Source organism: Pseudomonas sp. efr-133-TYG-103a (assembly GCF_030209235.1).
In the GTDB taxonomy this organism is placed as follows: domain Bacteria; phylum Pseudomonadota; class Gammaproteobacteria; order Pseudomonadales; family Pseudomonadaceae; genus Aquipseudomonas.
In genome coordinates this window covers 304,279-324,484 of the sequence record NZ_JARVSK010000011.1, presented here as the reverse complement: position 1 = coordinate 324,484, position 20,206 = coordinate 304,279, and the positions used below count along the sequence as shown (strand labels likewise).

Annotated in this window: 20 protein-coding genes; 7 read left to right on the top strand and 13 right to left on the bottom strand. The window is 61.5% G+C overall.

Features of this window, described 5'->3' with window-relative positions; translation table 11 throughout:
• Positions 1–367: 367 nt before the first annotated feature.
• Positions 368–1,684 (top strand): sigma-54 dependent transcriptional regulator, encoded by a 1,317-nt coding sequence (locus tag QRN36_RS10015; RefSeq protein ID WP_285423936.1) that lies wholly within the window; start codon positions 368–370, stop codon positions 1,682–1,684.
• Between the two features lie 98 nt (positions 1,685–1,782).
• Here the strand turns inward: QRN36_RS10015 and QRN36_RS10010 are convergent, their stop codons facing one another.
• A complete protein-coding gene (locus tag QRN36_RS10010) occupies positions 1,783–2,322 on the bottom strand; it encodes an AAA family ATPase (protein ID WP_285423935.1) in 540 nt (179 codons plus the stop codon).
• Between the two features lie 7 nt (positions 2,323–2,329).
• On the bottom strand, positions 2,330–2,893 hold the full coding sequence (gene pnuC / locus QRN36_RS10005) for a nicotinamide riboside transporter PnuC (protein ID WP_285423934.1): 564 nt from the start codon (positions 2,891–2,893) through the stop codon (positions 2,330–2,332).
• A gap of 322 nt (positions 2,894–3,215) precedes the next feature.
• Here pnuC and QRN36_RS10000 point away from each other — a divergent pair, with 322 nt between their 5' ends.
• Both QRN36_RS10000 and QRN36_RS09995 read left to right on the top strand, forming a co-directional pair.
• Positions 3,216–4,046, top strand: a complete 831-nt coding sequence (locus QRN36_RS10000; RefSeq protein ID WP_285423933.1) for an undecaprenyl-diphosphate phosphatase — start codon at positions 3,216–3,218, stop codon at positions 4,044–4,046.
• A 3-nt stretch (positions 4,047–4,049) separates the two neighbouring features.
• Positions 4,050–4,493: a DUF1294 domain-containing protein gene (locus tag QRN36_RS09995; RefSeq protein ID WP_285423932.1), complete on the top strand. Its 444-nt coding sequence runs from the start codon at positions 4,050–4,052 to the stop codon at positions 4,491–4,493.
• A gap of 15 nt (positions 4,494–4,508) precedes the next feature.
• On the opposite strand, the gene QRN36_RS09990 is transcribed toward QRN36_RS09995, so the two are convergent.
• A complete protein-coding gene (locus QRN36_RS09990) occupies positions 4,509–4,865 on the bottom strand; it encodes an MmcQ/YjbR family DNA-binding protein (protein ID WP_285423931.1) in 357 nt (118 codons plus the stop codon).
• Positions 4,866–4,903: 38 nt separating this feature from the next.
• Positions 4,904–5,821 (bottom strand): LysR substrate-binding domain-containing protein, encoded by a 918-nt coding sequence (locus QRN36_RS09985; protein WP_373568726.1) that lies wholly within the window; start codon positions 5,819–5,821, stop codon positions 4,904–4,906.
• Positions 5,822–6,005: 184 nt separating this feature from the next.
• Here QRN36_RS09985 and QRN36_RS09980 point away from each other — a divergent pair, with 184 nt between their 5' ends.
• Positions 6,006–6,503, top strand: a complete 498-nt coding sequence (locus QRN36_RS09980; protein ID WP_285423930.1) for a DUF302 domain-containing protein — start codon at positions 6,006–6,008, stop codon at positions 6,501–6,503.
• A gap of 99 nt (positions 6,504–6,602) precedes the next feature.
• Here QRN36_RS09980 and QRN36_RS09975 read toward each other — a convergent pair whose 3' ends face one another.
• Positions 6,603–7,694 (bottom strand): NADH:flavin oxidoreductase/NADH oxidase, encoded by a 1,092-nt coding sequence (locus QRN36_RS09975; RefSeq protein WP_285423929.1) that lies wholly within the window; start codon positions 7,692–7,694, stop codon positions 6,603–6,605.
• Positions 7,695–7,780: 86 nt separating this feature from the next.
• Between QRN36_RS09975 and QRN36_RS09970 the strand changes: the two genes are divergently transcribed.
• A complete protein-coding gene (locus QRN36_RS09970; RefSeq protein WP_093458449.1) occupies positions 7,781–8,080 on the top strand; it encodes a helix-turn-helix transcriptional regulator in 300 nt (99 codons plus the stop codon).
• A 147-nt stretch (positions 8,081–8,227) separates the two neighbouring features.
• Here the strand turns inward: QRN36_RS09970 and QRN36_RS09965 are convergent, their stop codons facing one another.
• From QRN36_RS09965 to QRN36_RS09955, 3 genes are read right to left on the bottom strand one after another with little or no spacing between them, the layout of a single operon-like run.
• A complete protein-coding gene (locus QRN36_RS09965) occupies positions 8,228–9,526 on the bottom strand; it encodes a cytochrome c (RefSeq protein ID WP_285423928.1) in 1,299 nt (432 codons plus the stop codon).
• A 12-nt stretch (positions 9,527–9,538) separates the two neighbouring features.
• A complete protein-coding gene (locus QRN36_RS09960) occupies positions 9,539–11,311 on the bottom strand; it encodes a GMC family oxidoreductase (protein WP_306470321.1) in 1,773 nt (590 codons plus the stop codon).
• A 15-nt stretch (positions 11,312–11,326) separates the two neighbouring features.
• A complete protein-coding gene (locus tag QRN36_RS09955; RefSeq protein WP_285423926.1) occupies positions 11,327–12,085 on the bottom strand; it encodes a gluconate 2-dehydrogenase subunit 3 family protein in 759 nt (252 codons plus the stop codon).
• A 340-nt stretch (positions 12,086–12,425) separates the two neighbouring features.
• On the opposite strand from QRN36_RS09955, the gene QRN36_RS09950 reads away from it, so the two are divergent.
• Positions 12,426–13,031, top strand: coding sequence for an FMN-dependent NADH-azoreductase (locus QRN36_RS09950; RefSeq protein WP_285423925.1), 606 nt, complete (start codon positions 12,426–12,428; stop codon positions 13,029–13,031).
• 406 nt (positions 13,032–13,437) lie between these two features.
• The gene (locus QRN36_RS09945; protein WP_285423924.1) at positions 13,438–14,478 is read left to right on the top strand and encodes a dienelactone hydrolase; all 1,041 of its coding nucleotides are present in this window, start codon (positions 13,438–13,440) and stop codon (positions 14,476–14,478) included.
• A gap of 11 nt (positions 14,479–14,489) precedes the next feature.
• Here the strand turns inward: QRN36_RS09945 and QRN36_RS09940 are convergent, their stop codons facing one another.
• The 5 genes from QRN36_RS09940 to QRN36_RS09920 form a co-directional block, all read right to left on the bottom strand.
• Positions 14,490–15,359, bottom strand: a complete 870-nt coding sequence (locus QRN36_RS09940; protein ID WP_285423923.1) for a TIGR03915 family putative DNA repair protein — start codon at positions 15,357–15,359, stop codon at positions 14,490–14,492.
• Complete coding sequence (locus tag QRN36_RS09935; RefSeq protein WP_093458456.1) at positions 15,356–16,576, bottom strand: putative DNA modification/repair radical SAM protein; 1,221 nt, start codon at positions 16,574–16,576, stop codon at positions 15,356–15,358. Before QRN36_RS09935 ends, QRN36_RS09940 begins: the two co-directional genes overlap by 4 nt.
• A gap of 149 nt (positions 16,577–16,725) precedes the next feature.
• Positions 16,726–17,370 (bottom strand): HAD family phosphatase, encoded by a 645-nt coding sequence (locus QRN36_RS09930; protein ID WP_285423922.1) that lies wholly within the window; start codon positions 17,368–17,370, stop codon positions 16,726–16,728.
• Between the two features lie 211 nt (positions 17,371–17,581).
• Entirely contained in the window at positions 17,582–18,535 is a 954-nt protein-coding gene (locus tag QRN36_RS09925; protein ID WP_285423921.1) for a 2-hydroxyacid dehydrogenase, read from the bottom strand.
• Between the two features lie 66 nt (positions 18,536–18,601).
• Positions 18,602–20,005 carry a sodium:solute symporter family protein gene (locus QRN36_RS09920; RefSeq protein WP_285423919.1) on the bottom strand — a complete coding sequence of 468 codons (1,404 nt, stop codon included), beginning with the start codon at positions 20,003–20,005 and terminating at the stop codon, positions 18,602–18,604.
• Between the last annotated feature and the right edge of the window lie 201 nt (positions 20,006–20,206).

Sequence of the window (20,206 nt, the reverse complement as noted above, 5' to 3'; positions counted from 1 at the left end):
ATCAATTCGTCAACCGACGGCGGGCGTCCCGTGCGGCTGGTTACTTCTACTGATGACCTGCGCCCCTAGGTAAGTCACAACGAATCCCGACATTTTTTGATTTATTTTCCAACCCCTTGTTTTTCCTCGCCTTCACGCCTGCATTTCCCGCTGCCTAAGTGGGCCGCCGGAGCGTGCCCCGTGGGCTGATACCCGTTTATTGCCTGATCGCGACTGCTAAGCACGTTTGGTTCTTAGGCTTATAGTGAAACGGTCCAAGGCAGTGTCAATTATTTGCTAATGTAACAACCGGGGTCGCCAAGACACTGTTTCTAAAAATGTTTTTTCTCCGGAATATTCTTCGAATCCTGGCGCCAAGGAATTTTATATGCATGAACTGGCATCAATCCGTCGCCTGTTAATTGTCGAGCCGTGCGAAGAATGTCTGCAATTGATTCCCGGGCTGCGCATTGCCGGTTGGGAAGTGGACAGCTGTACGCTGGAGTCAGTGGGATCACGCCCCTTCGATGTCGGGTTGATTCGTCTGATGCCGGAGCATTTCGAGCATCCGGAGGTGGTCAAGGGGCTGATCACCCGCAGCAATACCGAATGGATTGCCGTATTGACCGCCGATGACCTGCGCAGAGAGCTCATCGGTGATTTTGTCTGCGAATGGTTTTTCGATTTCCACACGTTGCCTTTCGACGTTGGCCGCGTTCAGGTCACCCTGGGGCGCGCCTATGGCATGGCCCGCTTGCGCGCTCAAGGGACGAATTATGGCAGCGGACCGGGCCACGAGATGCTCGGCGAGAGCCGTCCAGTGCGTGAGTTGCGCCGGTTGTTGACCAAGCTTGCGCCCACCGAGTCCCCGGTTCTGATCCGTGGCGAGGTCGGCACTGGCAAGGAACTGGTGGCGCGCACGCTGCACGCGCAGTCTCAAAGGCGCAATCAGCCGTTCGTTTCGGTCAATTGCAGCGCGACGCCTGAGCACCGGTTGCAGCCTGAGCTGTTCGGCGATGATCAGGATTCGATCGGCGGGGCTCAGCGCAAGGTGGGCCGGATCGAAGCGGCCAACGGCGGAACGCTGTTTCTCGACGAGATCGGTGACTTGCCGCTGGAGGTTCAGGCCAACCTGCTGCGCTTTCTGCAGGATCGCCACATCGAAGTGGCCGGCGAGCGGGTGCCGGTCGATGTGCGGGTGCTGGCGGCGACCCATGTGGATCTGGAGGCGGCGATTCGCAAGAAGCTTTTCCGCGAAGACCTTTACTACCGGCTCAATGTCTTGCAGGTTGGCACGGCGCCGCTGCGTGAGCGGCATGGCGATCTGGCGCTGCTGGCCAATCACTTCGCCCAGTTCTACAGCCGCGAAACCGGGCGGCGTGCGCGCAACTTCAGTCAGGACGCCCTGGTCGCCATGGGCAAGCATGACTGGCCGGGCAACGTGCGTGAGCTCGAAAACCGCGTCCGGCGTGGCCTGGTGCTGGCCGAGGGGCGGCAGATCGAGGCGTTCGACCTGGGGCTGCTGGGCGAGGAGGAAATCAGTTCCAGCATGGGCACGCTGGATGACTACAAATGCCGGGCCGAGCGCCAGGCCTTGTGTGACGTGCTGACCCGGCACAGTGACAATCTGAGTGTGGCAGCCAAGGTGCTGGGGATTTCCAGGCCGACATTTTACCGACTACTGCACAAACACCAGATCCGTTGACCCATCGAAACACACATCACCGACACCCGCTGGCCGGCGGCCGTATTCCGCTCCGGCAGCGGGCTGACGCGCAAGCGGGCTTTCGCTGCGTACGCGATTCAGCTAGCTGCCGGCGTCACGTCGAGCAACCGCTTCACTGCCTGCATCGCGCGTTCCATGCGGTAGCTCCAACTGCCTTCGATGACTTCAAAGCACTGCCCATGCCGTTCGAGCCATTCCCGGCTTGCGTCGAAGAACGACTGGCGTTCGCTCAACAGCGGCTGACAGCGCTGGCCATCGCTTATCCATTCGACCCCTTCGGGGGACAGCAACAGGTGAAGATCGTAATGACGTTCGAGCAATGCCGGTTCAAGCCAGTCGGGACAGTCGTGGAACAGTGTGCGGCTCCAGAGGAGGTTGCTGAGCAAATGCGTGTCGAGAATCAACAGTGTAGGCGATTGCGCCCGGGCGGCGTCTTCCCACGCCAGCTGCCCTTGGGCAATCGCGGGAATGTCGGCATACACGGGGTCGCGCTGCTGCTCGTCGATGAAATGGCGGACGTATTCGTCCACCCGTACACCGCCGAAATGTGCCTGGATGTGCGCCGCCAGCCAGCTTTTGCCGCTGGACTCCGGGCCGGTCAGTACCAAGACTTTCATCGGTGCTTCACCGTGCCAGCGCAGGGTCGGCGCGCCAGTCGCGCCAACCTTGCACGGCGAGCAACGTGAACAAAGCGTACAGCGCCGCTGTCAAGTACAGCGCTTTGTAGAGGAAAAGGCCGACGAAAATGACATCCAGCAGGATCCACAAGGGCCAACATTGAACACGTTTCTGCGCCATCCACACCTGCGCGACCAGGCTGTAGCCGGTCAGGGCGGCGTCGAGCCAGGGCTGTGCTGCGTCAGTGAAATGCGCCATCGCCGCGCCGAGCAACAGGCTCACCACACCGCCGATGACCAGGCTGACCAGCAGGCCGCCGCTGCCCAGCGAGGAGACGATGCGACCGGTTTCGACATTGCCGCGTCGGGTCCATTGCCACCAGCCGTACAGTTGCAACGCGGCGTACACCACTTGCAAGAGCATGTCCGAATAAAGCTTCACGTCGAAGAAGATCCACGTGTACAGCAACACCATCACCAGTCCGATCGGCCAGCACCAAGGGTTTTGTTTGACTGTCAGCCAGACGGCGATGACACCGAGTGCGGCAGCGAACAGTTCAAGCCCGGACATGGCAACTCCTGCGAAGGGACGAAAAAAGGGTCGGCGATTGTAAGCGCTTTATGGGTGCCGTGGGGGCAATGGGCGAGGGCTGTACAGCAAAAAAGCGGCGTAGGCCAATTGTCATCGGGGGTCGATTACAGTAACCGGCCAAACGCCAGTATCCACGCTAGAGCGTTCGTCGAACAGGTCTGCTAGCATCGCCGGCGCTTACATGCCTGAGGCAGCGAATCTTGCCTGTTCATGCGGTTTTTTCTGACCGCACGACGTGCGTGCAATGTCGCTCAATAATTCAAGAGAGCCCTGCCATGAGCAGGCTCCATTCGGGGGAATGATGGATCTTTGGACCGCCGCACAGGCGCTGATACTTGGGGTTGTCGAAGGACTGACCGAGTTTTTGCCGATTTCCAGTACCGGCCACCAGATTATCGTCGCCGACCTGATCGGCTTCGGTGGCGAAAGGGCAATGGCTTTCAACATCATTATTCAACTGGGCGCAATCCTGGCCGTGATCTGGGAGTTTCGCCGGAAGATTTTCAATGTGGTGACCGGGCTGCCCACCCAGCCACAAGCCAGGCGCTTCACCGCCAATCTGATCGTCGGCGTACTTCCGGCGATGGTGCTGGGGGTGATCTTCGCCGACATGATTCATTACTACCTCTTCAACCCCATCACCGTCGCTGTGGCGCTGGTGGTGGGCGGCGTGATCATGCTCTGGGCCGAGCGCCGCGAGCACACCATTCACGCTGAAACCGTGGATGAGATGAGCTGGGTCGACGCGCTGAAAGTCGGCTTCGCGCAGTGCCTGGCGATGATTCCGGGTACTTCGCGCTCGGGATCGACCATCATCGGCGGCCTGTTGTTCGGACTGTCCCGCAAGGCCGCCACCGAGTTCTCGTTTTTCCTGGCGATGCCGACCATGATCGCCGCCTCGGTGTATTCCGGTTACAAGTACCGCGACCTGTTTCAGCCGGATGACTTCGCCGTGTTCGCGACGGGTTTCATCACCTCTTTCATCTTCGCGATGATCGCGGTGCGTGGCTTGCTCAAATTCATCGCGACCCACAGCTATGCGGTGTTCGCCTGGTACCGGATCGCGTTTGGCCTGTTGATTCTGGCGACCTGGCTGTTTGGCTGGATCGACTGGACCAGCGTGCAGGCCTGACCGATGAATGCGCGCCTTCAGCCCGACGCCAGTGGCCGCCGCACGCCGACGACGCTGCGCTTTGCAAAACTCAAGTTACTGTTGCTGGTGGTGTTCTGCGCGCTGCCGGTTTACGGCGTCGCGACGATCTGGCTGCGGGACGGCTCATGGCTGCCATGGCTGCCCGCCGCGATCTATCTGGTCATGAGCGTCATCACGTTCGGACTTTACGGTTACGACAAGCGGCAAGCTCGTGGCGAGGGACGCCGTACGCCGGAAAAACTGCTCCATGGACTGGAGCTGCTCGGCGGTTGGCCCGGAGCGTTGATCGCGCAACAGGTCTTCCGCCACAAGACCCGCAAGGTTGCCTTTCAAGTGGTGTTCTGGCTGATCGTGCTGTTGCACGAGTTGTTCTGGATCGACCGCATCGTGCTCGGCGGCAACTTCATCGCCCGGCACTTTTACTGACGGCTGCAGGGCCGCTCACAGTTTCAGCGCGGCCTGTCGTTTCTTCGCCAGCTTGCTCACCACCCGTTGATGCGATTGCGTCAGCAGATCACGCAGCTCCTCACTGCCGATGGCGTAGGGGTGCGTCAGGGTGATCCAGTGGGCGCGTGCGAGGTAAGGGGCAGGGCGCACGCCGGGGCGATCGACGTAGCCGAGAAACAGTTCGCTGCCCACCTTGAACGACAAGTCGTCACCGGCCAGGCCCATGACCGCGAACATTTTCGTGTCGGCGATGGAGAACACCCGCACGCCGCCCCATTTGTAATCCTCGCGCGCGCCCGGCAGGCTCAGGCAGAACGCGGCCACTTCGTCACGGTGCATGGTCATCCTCATTCATGATGTCTGACGCCCAGGGGCGCCGTTGGCAGCGGTCACAGCGGGCGTTGCTCGCTGTTGAACGCCGTTTCCAGATGGTCCAGCCATGCCCGCACCGCCGGAAGCACGCCGCGCCGGTGGGGGTAGACAGCCTGCAACCAGGCAGACGGACAGCGCCAGTCCGGCAGCAGCCGAACCAGCGCACCGCTGGCCAGTTCGTTTTCGCAGTACATCATCGGCAGGACGGTAAAACCCAGTCCGGCCAGGGTGGCTGCCTTGCGCATCTCAAAATCTTCCACGCTCAACCGTGGCTGCATCGCCAGATCGAACCGCTCGCCCGCTGCATTGTGCAAGCGGGCACGGGCCAGGCGATCAGAGTCCAGCGCGCCGAGGAAGGGCAGCGAGGTCAGTTCCCGCGGATGGCTGACTCGGTTGGCCTGGGCAAAGTGCGGCGCGGCGACCACTTCGGTCTGCGCTTCTCTGAGGCGACGGGTCACCAGGTTCAGCTCTTCATCGTCAGCCTCACGCACCCGCAGCGCGACGTCGATGCCTTCATTAATCAGGTCCACACGTCGGTTGACCAGCAGCAGATCGAGCTGAACCTGCGGGTAGTGCTGCAGAAAATCCCGGACCAGCGGGGTCAGTTGACTGGCCAGACCCACCGGGCTGCTGACCCGCAGCGGGCCTCGCGGTTCGGACGTCGCGCTGGCGACCACTTCGTCCGCAAGCTCCGCTTCCAGCAACATGGCCTGGCAGTGTCTGAGGTAGCGTTCTCCGAGCGCCGTGAGTTGCATCTTGCGGGTCGTGCGTTGCAGCAGCCGCGCGTTCAGACGAATTTCGAGCTCGGCGATGCGTCGCGACAGTCGGGATTTCGGAATGCCCAGCAGCCGGCCTGCTGCCGCAAAACCGCCCGCTTCGACGACTTTGGCGAAGTAAAACAGGTCGTTGAGGTTTTTCGGGTCGCCGGGGATCACGTATCAGAACCTTCGCGGTTGAGCAGGGACGACGATTGTACGACGAACCAGACCTGATCGAGCGTTATCACAGGCCTTGAATGAAGCAGTGGCGCCTTCCGTCGACCTTCATCCTGTGCGGCAGAACTTTAGATTGTGGTTGTAATCCTTTGCCAGGTATCAGCCATTCAGAGGAAGTGTGCACATGCCTGTCAATGAACAACCGTTTCAGGGCGTCAGGTTGCAGGTCGCGTCCGAGAAGTCTTACGACGCCCTGTTGACGGCGTTACTCGACGACATCGGCCATGCGCCGGTGAAGATGGATGAGGTGGTAGACCGGCACCCGTCGTGGGACGCCTTTCGCGACGAGATCGAGCACAAAGCGGGACCCAGCGGCTTCATGCTGTTTTCACTGCTCGATCATGGCGCCTGGACCCGAAAGGCCGGGTTGTCACAACGGGCCATGCGCGTGGTGCTGGGCAATCCGTTGATTGCGATCACCATGCTCAAGCACGACCCGCGTTCGGGGCTGTTCGCTCCGGTTGAACTGTTGCTGCTGGAAGAGCCTGCCAACACCAGCAGCATCGTGTACGTCAGGCCTTCGTCGCTGATGGTGGTGGAGCCTGATCAGCCGCTGCTCGACGCAGCCACCGCCCTCGACCGCAAGCTTGCGGCGCTGGTGAGTAAAACGGCGGGAGGCTGAGCGGGCTGTGACAGGTGCCGGCCCTGCGATGGGGCCGGCTTGTATGACTGACGGCGCGGCGTTGCACCGCGCGCGTCGTGTTGCAGTGATCCTGCCCGGTCAGCGGTAGCGTTCCAGCCAATGGGCGTAAGGTGCCGGCAGCGTCCAGGACGCTTTGTCCACACCCAGCTCTTTGGCGGCAAAGTAAGCCCAGTGCGGGTCGGCCAGATGAGCGCGGCCTACGGAAACCAGATCCAGCTGACCGGCTGCGATGGCGTCATGTGCCAATTGTGGCGTGCCGAAGCCCCAGGCAGAGGTCACCGGCAGGCCCGCTTCGCGGCGCACCCGTTCTGCCACCGGGCCCATGAACGCGGGTCCCCACGGAATGTTGGCCTGGGCGATGGTGAAGCCGACACTGACACTCAGCAGGTCCAGACCGCCGGCCTTGAATCGCCGGGCCAGTTCGATGGACTCGGTCAGCGTCTGCTCGTCGCGGCCGTCGTATTCGATCACGCCGAAACGGGCCGTGAGTGGCAGGTTCTCCGGCCATACTTCACGCACGGCCGCCAGTGTTTCGAGGAGGAACCGGCTGCGATTTTCGAAGCTGCCGCCATAGGCGTCCGTGCGTTTGTTGGCGTGCTCCGAGAAGAAGCTCTGCGCCAGGTAGCCATGGGCAAAGTGCAGTTCGATCCATTCGAAGCCGGCGTCACGGGCTCGGCGCGCGGCATCCACGAAGTCCTGACGGACGCGGGCGATGTCGTCCAGGGTCATTTCCTGCGGGACTTTGGGCAGGTGCTCGCCGAAAGCGATCGGCGAGGGCGCCAGGGTTTTCCAGCCACGGGGATCGTTTTCTGGAATGTGGTCGTCACCTTCCCAAGGGCGGTTGGCGCTTGCCTTGCGGCCGGCGTGGGCGATCTGGATGCCGGGCACCGAACCGGCTGCCTTGATGGCGTTGACCACCGGAACGAATGCCTGAGCGTGTTCGTCGCTCCAGATACCCGCACAGCCCGGCGTGATGCGTCCTTCCGGTGACACGGCGGTGGCCTCGACCACGACCAGACCGGCGCCTCCACGCGCCATGCTGGCGAGGTGCACATGGTGCCAGTCGTTGATCACGCCGTCCTCGGCCATGTACTGACACATCGGCGGAATGGCGATGCGATTGCGAAGCGTGACGTCCTTTAAGGTGAACGGCTCGAACAGTGCTGACATGGAAGGTCTCCGATGATGGTTGATTCGTTTGTTCGATAGTATTCGAAATATGGCTTAATCGCTAACCCCTCGCTATGATTCGCCCCATGCGAGCCTTCAAACATCCTTTTCCTTCCGAGTTCGTGCTTGAGCGTGTGCTGTATGCACTCAGCGATCCTGTGCGTCTGGAAATCGTCCGGTACCTGGCCAATACCCAGGAGGCGACTTGCGGCGAACTGGATGGCGGGCGCCCCAAGTCGAGCATGTCTCATCACTTTCGCGTGCTGCGAGATGCCGGTCTGGTCCAGACCCGGAACATCGGCACGACGCACATGAACTCGCTGCGCGCCGATGAACTCGATCAGCGATTTCCCGGGCTGTTGCCATGCATTCTGGCGCAACGCTGACCACGCGCCGTGTGCGGGCGTTTGCAGGAGAGATGCAGAGGGTGTCGGGCGTGTGACGCTGTGGCATGAACGCTCGCCTGCATCCCTGCAAGCGAGCGCCTTGCCATCAAACCTTCAGACCCGAACGCGACGGTTGCAGGCCTGGACTCAGTGCCCGGTCACCTGGCCCAGGTCGTCCCCGGACGTGGTTTTCATGTCGCTGCTGCGCAGCCTGGCGACATCGTCGGCTGTCACTTCGCTGGCGTGATTGCCCCAACTGGTACGAATGAAGTTCACCACAGCGGCGACTTTCTCGTCGTTCAGGCGCCAGGCGAACGCCGGCATGGTGAAGTTCGACGGGGCCGTGTGGGTCGCCGGGACGGTGCCGCCTGCCAGCACCACGTGAATCAGCGAAGTCGGATCGGCCGTCTGCACCACCGGATTACCGGCAAGCGCCGGGAAAACCCGGGTGTAGCCCTGTCCATCGGTGCGGTGGCACGCTGCGCAGTTGTCGATGTAGACCGACGCCCCCGGTTTGCTGTCGTCGCCTTTCCACAGCGCATCGGCGACCTGCTTGTCATAGACAGGCGGCTCGTCGTGCGGATTGCTCGCAGGCAGCGTCTTCAAGTAGCGGGCGATGGCTCTGAGGTCGGCATCGGTCATGTACTGCATGCTGTGCGCGACCACATCGCTCATGCCTCCGAACACCGCGCTGCGGTCACTGCGGCCGGTCTTGAGGAACTGCATCAGGTCGTCTTCGCTCCAGCTGCCCAGGCCATCCTTGTGGTCGCCGCGCAGGTTTTTGGCAATCCAGCCTTCGAGCGGCGCGCTGCCGGCCAGAAACTGGCTGCCTTCGGCCGGGGTCAGTGCTTTTTCCTGCATCGTCAGGGCACGCGGCGTGTGACAGGCGCCGCAATGACCCAGTCCCTCGACCAGATAGGCGCCGCGGTTGACCACTGCATCAGCACTGGTCGTCGGCTCGAAGGCCTTCACGGGCGGGGCGAACAGGCTGCGCCAGATCGACAGGGGCCAGCGCATGCTCAGCGGCCAGGGGATGTCCGTGGGTTTGTTCGGCTCGGCGACAGGCGCGACGCCCTTCATGAAATACGCATACAGCGCACGCATGTCGTCATCGCTAACCCGCGCGTAAGACGGGAAGGGCATCGCCGGGTAAAGCGTGCTGCCGCTTTTGCCGATGCCGTGACGCACGGCCTGATCGAAGTCTTCGAAGCTATACGAGCCGATGCCGGTCGGATCCGGCGTGATGTTGGTGGAGTACACCGTACCGATCGGCGTTTCCATCGGTAAGCCACCGGCAAACGGCTTGCCGCCCTTGGCGGTGTGACAGGCCACGCAATCACCGGCACGTGCCAGGTATTCGCCCTTTTTGACGAGCGCGTCGTCGTCGGCTGCCAGCACGCAAGTACTGGCGCTGAACAGCACAGAGGCGATCAACAGTGTTTTCATGCTCATCGCTCCTTAAGCCTGAACCAGCGGGCCGGGGTTTTTCAGGTACTGCTCGCGGATCGCCCGGGCAGACCAGTACGTCAGCGCCGCCACCAGGCCGGTCGGGTTGTAACCCAGGCCTTGCGGGAACGCCGAAGCGCCCGGCACGAACACGTTGTGCACGTCCCAGCATTGCAGGTAGCGATTCAGCGCACTGGTCGTCGGATCGGTGCCCATGATCGCGCCGCCGTTAAGGTGGGTGGTCTGATAGTTCGCCGTGTTGAAGTGCTCTTTCACCTTCTTGCCGAGCACCGCAATGGCTTTCGGATTCATGGCCTGAGCCACCTTGGTCAGCTTCTCGACCATGAACTGATTCATTTTGATGTCGTTTTCCTGCCAGTCGAATGTCATGCGCAGGAGAGGCTGGCCATAGGCGTCGCGGTAGGTCGGATCGAGGTCCAGGTAATTGCCGCGATAGGATTGATGCGCGCCATGGGCGTCCATCGACAGTTGATGGGTGTAGTAGTCGATGGTCGCTTTCTTCCAGCCGCTGCCCCAGGTCGGGGTGCCGGGCGGGTTGGCGACTCCGGCGATCGGACGACTGCCGGCCTGGTTGACCCACATCGGCGAACCGCCGACGAAGCCGTGGGGGCCATGATCGAAGTTGTCCGCGTTGAAGTCGTCGATTGCGACGCCGTTGCCGCCCGCGCCGATGAAGTTGTTGGTGTAGGTGTCCTTGTCGAAGAACGCCTTGACGGTGCCCATGTTCTGGTAGGCAAAGTTGCGGCCCACGACGCCTTCGTTCTTGATCGGGTCGTAAGGCTTGCCGATGCCCGACAGCAGCATCAGGCGGACGTTGTTGAACTGGAACGCGGCGAGGATCACCAGATCGGCCGGCTGCACGACTTCGCGCCCTTGGGCATCGATGTAGGTGACGCCGGTGGCCTTGCGCCGGGTGTCGTCCAGATTGACCCGCAGCACGTGGGCGTTGGTGCGCAGCTCGAAATTCGGCACCTGGCGCAGCGCGGGCAGGATGTTGACGTTCGGCGACGCCTTGGAATACATGTAGCAGACATAGCCGCTGCAGAACCCGCAAAAGTTGCACGGCCCCATCTGCGCGCCATACGGATTGGTGTAGGGCCCCGAGGTGTTGGCCGACGGCAGGTTGTAAGGCTTGTAGCCCAGTTCGGTGGTGGCCTTCTGGAAGATTTGCGCGGAAACCACGTTTTTCTGCGACGGCAGCGGGAACGGATTGGAGCGGTCCGGCGCGTAAGGATTGCCGCCCTTGCCCTCACCGACGACCTGGCCGTTGACGGTCCAGGCCTGGCCGGAGGTGCCGAAGACCTTTTCCGCGAAATCGAAATACGGCTCCAGCTCTTCGTAGCTGACACCGAAGTCCTGGATGGTCATATCTTCGGGAATGAATTTCTTGCCGTAACGTTCCTCGTAGTGGCTGCGCATGCGCAGTTCGATCGGATCGACACGAAAATGCACGCCCGACCAATGCAGACCCGCGCCGCCCACGCCCTTGCCAGGCAGGAAAGCACCCAGTTGGCGATTGGGCAGGGCCACATCATTGACGCTGTGGCGGATGGTGACGGTTTCCTTCGAGACGTCGACGAACAGTTTCTTGCGCACGCTGTAAGTCAGCTCATCGATGACCTGCGGGTAGTTGCCGTCCGGATAGGCGTCCTGCATCGGCCCCCGTTCGAGGGCGACAACCTGCAAGCCGGCTTCGGTCAGCTCTTTGGCCATGATCGCGCCGGCCCAGCCAAACCCGACGATGACCGCGTCCACTTTCTTCATTTCATTGGCCACGACTCAAGCCCTCTCGCCACGGATGGACACGGGAGGGAAGGGATACGCTTCGTTGCGCTCTACCCAGTCCATGAAGTCGGCGCGCGCGCCGGGAAAACCTATCTGTCGCCAGCCGACCATTTCCTTATTGCCGCCGTGAACCGGATCGCAGAAGAACCCTTCGCGGGTGTTCTGCACCAGCAGGCTGAAGAACGCTTTGGCCGGGAGCTCATCGAAATGCAGCTCTCCAGCCTCGATCTTGCCGAGAATCTGGTCTCGGGTAGCGCTGTCTTGCGCGGCGAAATTTTTTTTCGTCTGCGTCATGCACCACGCATCTGTCGCGGCGATGCCGAGGCGGTAGATCTGTTGCGGGTTCAATTGCAGCTGATAGCCCATTTCGGCGGGAGCATCGGTCACGAACGGGCCTTGCATGTACCACTGCGCGCCGGTGGCGTAGGGCGTGTTCATCTGGCGATCAATGTATTCGGCTGCGCCTGCTTCCAGCGCTCCCGGGCCATGCTCGTCGGCGGGAATGATCCTGGACACGGCAGCCTGCAGAAAGGCCCATTCCTCGGCGGTGAAGAACGTCGGGTGATAATCGCCAGGCGCGGGCGTCGCAGGCACATGAGCGTTGGCGGCGGCCGGATTTGCCGGCGCGGCCATGAGTTGTTGGGCGGTGGCGCCAAGCCCTGTACTGGCCAGGGTCACCGCCGGAATCAACGTCAGGCCTTTGCGCAGAAAGTCCCGGCGGCCTCCGTCGGGGATGGAGTGGCTGTCGTCCATTTGATCCTCACAGGTCATCGTATTGAAGTGAAATGCTGGTCGTGGAGCGGCATCGCGCTGCACGTCACGGCTTGAATCGATCGGGGAAATACAGGTTCTGCCGATTGCAAGGACGATATTATGACTGATTGTGAAACCGGTTTCAGAGCTATTGGTCAGCGGTGCAGATTCTGGAGGTATGGGCACGCGTGGAGGGCGATAATCCGCACTTCGGTCATCTCATTGTCCTGTTAATGGAACGATCCATCGCAGTTTCGCCGACTAATCAGTTATTGGCTTGCAAGGTAGGATGATCGCCATTCAGTCGCTCCGTCGCGATTCTTCACTTGGGAAGCACGTTATGAAACTGTTGCACATTGATTCCAGCATCCTTGGCGATCACTCCGCTTCGCGTCAGTTGAGCCGCAGCGTGGTCCAGTCGTTCACCGCAACGACGCCTGACACACAGGTGGTTTACCGTGACCTGGCCAACGACGCACTGAGTCACTTCTCCGGCGCCACGCTGGCTGCCGCCGGCACACCGGTCGAAGGTCGCGACGCGGCGCAGAAGCTGGAAGTGGAAGCCAATGAAGCCACGCTGGAAGAGTTCCTGTCGGCAGACGTCGTCGTCATCGGCGCGCCGATGTACAACTTCACCATCCCGAGCCAGTTGAAAGCCTGGATCGACCGCATCACCGTTGCAGGCCGCACGTTCCGCTACACCGAAGCCGGTCCGGAAGGCCTGTGCAAAGGCAAGAAAGTGGTGATCGTGTCCACCGCCGGGGGCCTGCATGTCGGCCAGCCCACCAGCGTCGGTCATGAAGACCTGCTCAAGGTACTGTTCGGTTTCATCGGCGTGACTGACCTGCAATTCGTGTTCGCACACGGCCTGGCCTACGGCGACGAGCCACGTGTCGCGGCCATGGCCGCTGCGCAGAAACACATCGAAGAAACACTGTTCGCCTGAAGCTTTATGAGGTGCCGCTGATCGGCACGCTCGAGCGCGATCCAGACTGCAAGCCCCGTCAACCCGGCCCCAAGCCTCGGTTGACGGGGCTTTCGTCGTTCAGGCAATGCGTTTTTCGATTTGCCGACGATGTGTTCAGTCAAGCGACAGACTTTGCGATTTCTTTGCGAGTAACCTTGCTCTCAGGCCAGTAAAATCGCCGCTGACTCGGCCGGCGCGGTAACCAGCACGGCTGCTGCGCCCTTTTTTCTGAGCCTGGCCCGCCTTGTGCACGATTGATCTAAGAACGTTTCTGAATGTTATCGATACCGGTCGGTCAGATAGCCACAGACATCGTTTTATAAGGAACTCAGACCCGCTGCGTCTGATTCGACAAGCACGGATTGATAAGGTGAGGGGCATTGCAATGATGCGTCTTTGTGCAGTGATGATGATCAGCCTGTTAAGCGGCATGATTTCGGTGCAGGCCGCCGAGTCGGATGCGTGGAGCGTGGGCTTCCACGAGCTGACCTTTCTGGATCCGCTGGATTCCCGGCCCATGCATGCCTTCGCCTTTTATCCGTCGACCGACGAAGAACACGTGACCCGCGTTCAGGGGTATCCGATTGAAGCCACCGAAGACGCCCGCATCGCCATGGGCCGTTTTCCGCTGCTGATGCTTTCCCATGGCAACACCGGCACGCCCCTGGCCCAGCATGATCTGGCGACGTCGCTGGCGCGCAAGGGATTTGTCGTGGTGGCGGTGTTTCACCCCGGTGACAATTATCTCGATCACAGCCGACTGGGCAGCCTGAGCAATCTCTACGGCAGACCGCTGCAGATTTCCGAGGCGATCAGCGCGGCGCTGCTCGATCCCATGCTGTCGCCTTACATCAGCGCACGCCGTGTTGGCGTCATCGGTTATTCGGCGGGTGGCGAGACCGCGTTGATCCTCGCGGGGGCTCAGCCTGATCTGCAGCGGTTACGCCATTACTGCATGGAACGCCCGCAGGACCGGGATGCCTGCAAAACCCAAGGTGAGCTGCTCGCCGATCGCGATGACCTGCACGCTCAGGCCGATCCCCGCGTCGGCGCGCTGATGCTGATGGCGCCGCTGGGGCTGATGTTCGGTCGCCACACGCTGTCCGACGTGCATGTGCCGGTGTTGCTGTACAGCGGCGATGGCGATGAATTGCTGGCAATCGACAAGAACGCAGAAGCGCTGGCGCGCAAGCTGCCCGAAGTTTCGGATTTCAAATTACTGGCCGGGGCCGGGCATTTTGTCTTCATGGCGCCGTGCGATGACGAACAGCGCGCCACTCAGCCGGGTTTGTGCACCGATGCGCTGGGCGTCGACCGCGAGGACATTCACCGCAACCTCAGCGCCGAGGCCGTGGAGTTCTTCGGCAGCACGCTTGGCGCGCCGATGAGCACGGCGGGCATGCAGACGGCGGTGCATCAACAATAAGCGCCTGAACGCTAGGCGTTGCCCTTGATCACCTTGCCGCGTCGCTCGCCGATCTGCTTTGCCTGACCGTCCCGTTGCTTGCCGGTGCGCGCTTCACTGATAAGCGCCGGGATCAACGGACCTTCGGGCAGGTTTTTCCAGAACCGTGTTGGCAGATGGCCTTGCATGACTTTGGGATTGAGTCGCGCAGGGTTGAAGATGTGGCTGTAATACGTCAGCCACAGTTGCCCGTGCGGGTCGTCGGCGTTACGCGCCAGCGCTTGCCAGGCCGGCGGGCACTCACGCTGATGGATCAGCTGCTGCCCGTCGTAGAAGACACCGTCTTTGGGCGTCGCGATCATCCAGCGGTGCCGGCCCATGCGGCCGATGAAGTGTTCGCTGGCGCTGCGCAGAATGTCGTGGGCCGGTTCATGCCACGCGACGTATTCGGGCAGCGTCTCCATTTCCAGCAATGCCGCCTTCGCCGCCAGGTCTTCGGCTTCCTCGCTGACGGGCAGGGCGACGAAACGCAGAAACGCATGAAGATGATGCGCTTCACGGCTGACTTGCTTGAGCCGTCGATGCAACTCGCTGCCGAGTTTGTCACCCGCCAGCATGGCGGTGCGGTCACCGTGACTGACGCGCCAGAGCACTTCATACAGCAGGCTCCAGCGCTGATCGCCGCAATATTGCCCGGCGTTCTGCAGCAGCTCCAGCAGCGCCAGGGGAATGCGCGCCTGAAACGGTCCGGCCTGCTCGGGATAATGCCTGTCGCTGGCGAACAGATCGGCATCCTGCGCCACGCTCCAACTGACCTGATCCGGATCGATCTGATGACTGAGCAACCAGCGCGCCTGCTGACGCCAAGTGTCGAAGCGGTCCTCGCAATCGAGAATGATCATGCCCAGAGCGCCATTTGCTGAGGTTGCGGACGGTCGCGCAACTGTTCGCGCAGGGCCACGCTGGAAGTTTCTGCCTGACGCGGGTGGTAGTCGCTGGTGATGATGAACGGGCGAGCCTTGGCCAGCACGCAGCGCAGGCGCGTCAGGTCTTCATAACGAATGCGCCGCTGACGGCGCAGTTCGATCAGGCGTTTGGTGGTGCGGATGCCGATCCCTGGAATGCGCGCGATCATTGCCGGTTCCGCGCGATTGAGGTCCAGCGGAAAAACCTCTCGATGCTCCAGCGCCCAGGCCAGTTTCGGATCGATGTCCAGCGCCAGATCGCCAGGGCCTTGAAGCAGCTCGGTTGCCCGATAGCCATACCCGCGCAGAAGAAAATCCGCCTGATACAGGCGATGCTCGCGCAGCAGCGGCGGGGCGGCGAGTGGCACGCTTTTCGGACTGTTGGGAATGGGGCTGAACGCCGAGTAGTAAACCCGCTTCAGGCGAAAGTCGCCGTACAGCGACTCGGCAGTGTGCAACAGCGTGCTGTCGTCGGTGGCATCGGCGCCGACGATCATCTGCGTACTCTGCCCGGCAGGGGTGAAGCGCGGCGCTTTCGGCTCATTGAGAATGGTCTGCTGACCGGTGTAGATGGTTTGCATGGCCTGTCTGATCGAGCCCATTTCCTTCTCAGGGGCCAGGGTCTGCAAGCCAGCCTGAGTGGGCAGTTCGATATTGACGCTGAGCCGGTCGGCGTATCGGCCGGCTTCCTCGATGAGCGCCGGGTCGGCTTCGGGAATGGTCTTGAGGTGAATGTAGCCGCGAAATTCGTGCTCTTCGCGCAGCAATCGGGCGACGCGCACCAGTTGTTCCATGGTGTAGTCAGCCGAACGAATGATGCCGGAGCTCAGGAAAAGCCCGCTGACGCAGTTTCGGCGGTAGAAATCCAGGGTCAGCGTGACCACTTCTTCAGGACTGAAACGCGCTCGCGGCACATCGCTGGAGCGTCGGTTGACGCAATACTGGCAGTCGTACAGACAGAAGTTGGTGAGCAGGATTTTCAGTAACGACACGCAGCGGCCGTCCGGCGTGTAACTGTGGCAGATGCCCATGCCGGTGCTCGAGCCGATGCCGGACTTGCCCTCGGAGCTGCGTTTAGGCGCTGCGCTGCTGGCGCAAGAGGCGTCATATTTGGCCGCGTCGGCGAGGATGCTCAGCTTGTCGATCAGCTGCATGGATTTTCTCGATACTGTTTTTATGTACAGTATCGAGTTCCGTCGCGGCGAACAAGCGCCGTATGAGTGGAAGTTCGCCCGCGGTCATGCCAGATGCGCGGAATGACGACCGAAACGAAGAAGACCGGGCGCTCAGGCCGGTCAGGTGCTCAACTGATGCGCTGCACCAGATCCTTCAACTCACCGAAATCCTTCACGGGATGAAAGTTGGCGTGGTCGAGAAACGCCGAAAAGTCGGTGTCGCCATAGCCTGCGACCTGTGCGCCCGCGCCCAGCCCGGCCTGTACGCCCGGAATGCTGTCTTCCACCAGCAGGCACTCCGCCGCGCAGAGCCCGAGCAGTCCGGCGGCGTGCTCGATGAGAACGGGCGAGGGCTTCCACGCCTCGACCTCGTAAGCACTGACGATCAAGCCATGGAACACGTCCAGCAGGCCCACGGTGCTCAGGCAGGTTTCGATTTTACTGCGCGGACCGTTGGAGGCCACGCACTTGGGCAGCGTCAGTCCGCGCACGAAATCCACGGCGCCCGGCATCTCTTCGAGTTGGTCCTGCAGCAGCGGCAGGGTGCGGGCGCGGAAGGCGTTGACGATTTCGATGTTGGGCAGCCACGGATAATCGCGGCACAGGCCTTCCATGCACAACGCGAACTGCACGCCACGAAAGCGTTGCAGCACTTCGTCCAGGGTCAGGGAGACTTCATGCTCCAGCAGAATGTCGCGCAGAAGCCCGGCCGCGAGGCGTTCGCTGTCCACCAGGGTTCCGTCGCAGTCGAAAATGACGCCGGCAATATTCAAACAGGGCTCTCCCGTGAAGCGTGATCGTGTTCGGGGCGGTTGGACCGGTATTATCCAGAAAAGTTGAGAAAGGGGTGTGAAGACTGACCTGCGGTCGTGTGACAGAAGGCCGTCATGAACGCGACTGACCAATGTGAAATCCAGTCGGTCTGCCGAACGGCAACGATGCGCGCACCGTTGCCGTCGACAGTCAGACTCGTTGCAAGGTGGCTTACAGCGAAACGGGTGTTACCAGCGAGCCATCGGTGAAGAAGGCGCTGATGTTGGCAAACACCAGATCAGCCATGGCCTGGCGCGTTTCGTAAGTGCCCGAACCGATGTGCGGGGTCAGCACCACGCTGTCCAGCGCGAGCAGTTCGGCGGGCACGTTCGGTTCGTCTTCGAACACGTCCAGGCCCGCGCCGGCGATTTCCGACTCCAGCAGCGACGTCACCAACGCCTGCTCATCGACCACCGAGCCCCGTGCGACGTTGATCAGGTAGGACGACGGGCCGAGCGCCTTGAGAACGTCGCGGTTGATCAGATGCTGGGTGTCCGGGCCGCCCGGCACGATCACGATCAGGTAGTCCGACGCCTTCGCCAGCGCTTGCAGATCAGCATAATGAGTGTAGGAAACGTCGGGATACGCTTCGCCGCGGCGGTAGTAGGCGATGTTCATCTCGAACGCTGCCGCGCGTTTGGCGATGGTCTTGCCGATCTTGCCCAGGCCGACGATGCCGCAGGTCTTGCCGCACAGGTCATTGCCCAGCGGGAACTTGCCGGACGGCCATTTGCCCGCCCGCACGAAACGTTCGGCTTCGCTGATGCGCCGCGACACGCACAGCATCAGCGCCATGGCGGTTTCGGCGACGGCGTTGTTCAGCACGTCCGGCGTGTTGCTCAACTGAATGCCGCGGCGCGCCAGATAGTCGGTATCGACGGCGTCGTAGCCCACGCCGAAGCTGTTGACCACTTGCAGATGGGGTAAGCGGTCCAGGATCGCGTTGTCGGTGCCGTACACACCGCTGGTGATCACGCCGCGCACCTTGTCGCCATGCTCGGCCGTCCAGGCGTCGAGATCCTTGATCTCCCAGCGGTTGTGCACCGTGAAATCGCGGTCCAGATTTTGCGTCAATGCCGCATGCATCGGGCCCCAGACCAGGACATCGGCTTTCTTGTCGCTCATTGTTTCCTCCTTGCGCTGCGGCTCCGTCTACCGGCCGCAGCCTGGTTGCATGTGCGAATGGCGTTTTCAGCCGTTCTTGTTTAACACAGGTTGCGCCTCGGAGCGGCCCGACTTGAGCAGCTCGGCGATGGCCATGGTCAGCAGGGGCGCGAACAGGGCGAAGTACGAACTGTCGATGCCGTAAGGGTTGCCGGCCAGGAACCAGCCGATCGTCGAGATCACCGACAGGATCACGCCCGCCAGCGCGCCGCGTCCGGTGCCGAATTTCGGCGCGTAGAAGCACATCAGCACGATCACCGCGAGGGTGGCGCGCAAGGCTTTGCCGAGGAAAGCGATCAGCAGGATCTTATCGGCGTACAGCGCCAGGATCAGCGGCAGGAAGCCGATCACCACGATCGCCAGGCGGATGAAAATCACCGATTTCTGATCGCTCTTTTCCTTGTTGAAGAAGGGGTCGTAGAAGTCTTTCATCGCCAGGGTGGCAGACGCCAGGGTGTTGGCCGAGATGCCGCCGAACAGCGCGCCGGCCAGACCGATCACCACAAGGCTGGCCGAGAAGGTCGGCATGTGGGCGATCAGGGCAGGGAAGGCGTCAATGGATTTGATTCCCGGATACAGGTAGGCGCTGCACATGCCGATGCCCGCGGCCATGATGCCAAATGGAATCATCAGCGAGGACACATAGAAGCAGGCGCGCTTGGCGGTTTTCTCGTCTTTGGTGCTGACCAGCGCCTGAATCACGTACTGAGTCGCGAAGATCGAGCCGACGCCGCCGATCATCCACGCGAAGATCTGGCCCCAGCCCACGCCCGTGAAGTCGAACATGGTTGCCGGAAGCTTGGCTTGCAATGCGCCGATGCCGCCGCTGGCGTTGAGCGCGAAAGCAAGGGCCAGGACGATGCCGATGTACTTGATCACCGCGTGCACGAAGTTGGTGTAGACCACCGAGCGCATGCCGCCGACGCTGACGTAAAAGACCGTGATGAGGCCGACCAGCAGGATCGCCAGGGTCTTGTCGATATTGAGTACGGCTGCGAGAACCGCACCGCCGCTGGCGTACAGGGCCACCGACACGATGCTCAGCGCGCAGATGGTGAGCACCGATGCGGCGTAGCGGGTGCCTTGGCCGTAGTTCTGCGCCAGGATCCCGGAAATGGTATTGAGGCCGGTGTCGCGGTATTTCTTGGCCAGCACCAAAGCGAGCAACAGGAAGCCCAACGACAGCGCCACCAGGTTCCAGGCCGCGGAAATTCCGGCTTCGAAACCTTTCTGTGCGGTGCCGATGCTGACCGAACTGCCGATGAACTCCGACAGCAGCAGGGCGCCGATCAGAAAGGGAGGAAAACTGCGTCCGCCGCCGGTGAAGCCATCGCTGCTTTTGGCGTGTTTGCGCACGCTGTAGCCGATGTAGGACATGACGATGAAGTAGCCGGCGGTCAGGCAAAGGATGATTGTTATTCTTGGGTCCATGGTCTCTCCGTCCCCTGATGGCAGGGTGCGTGGGATGGTGGCGCGAGCGCGAAGGCCCGAACGTGGGACTGAGTTGTCAGACGACGTTTGAGATCAGACAGTGGCGAGGCACAGGAATAGGCTGCCAGGCATCACAATCTCGTCGTGCGAAGGTGTCTCAAAGCGGCTGGAAAATCGGGAGGGGTTGAGGCAAAGGCATGT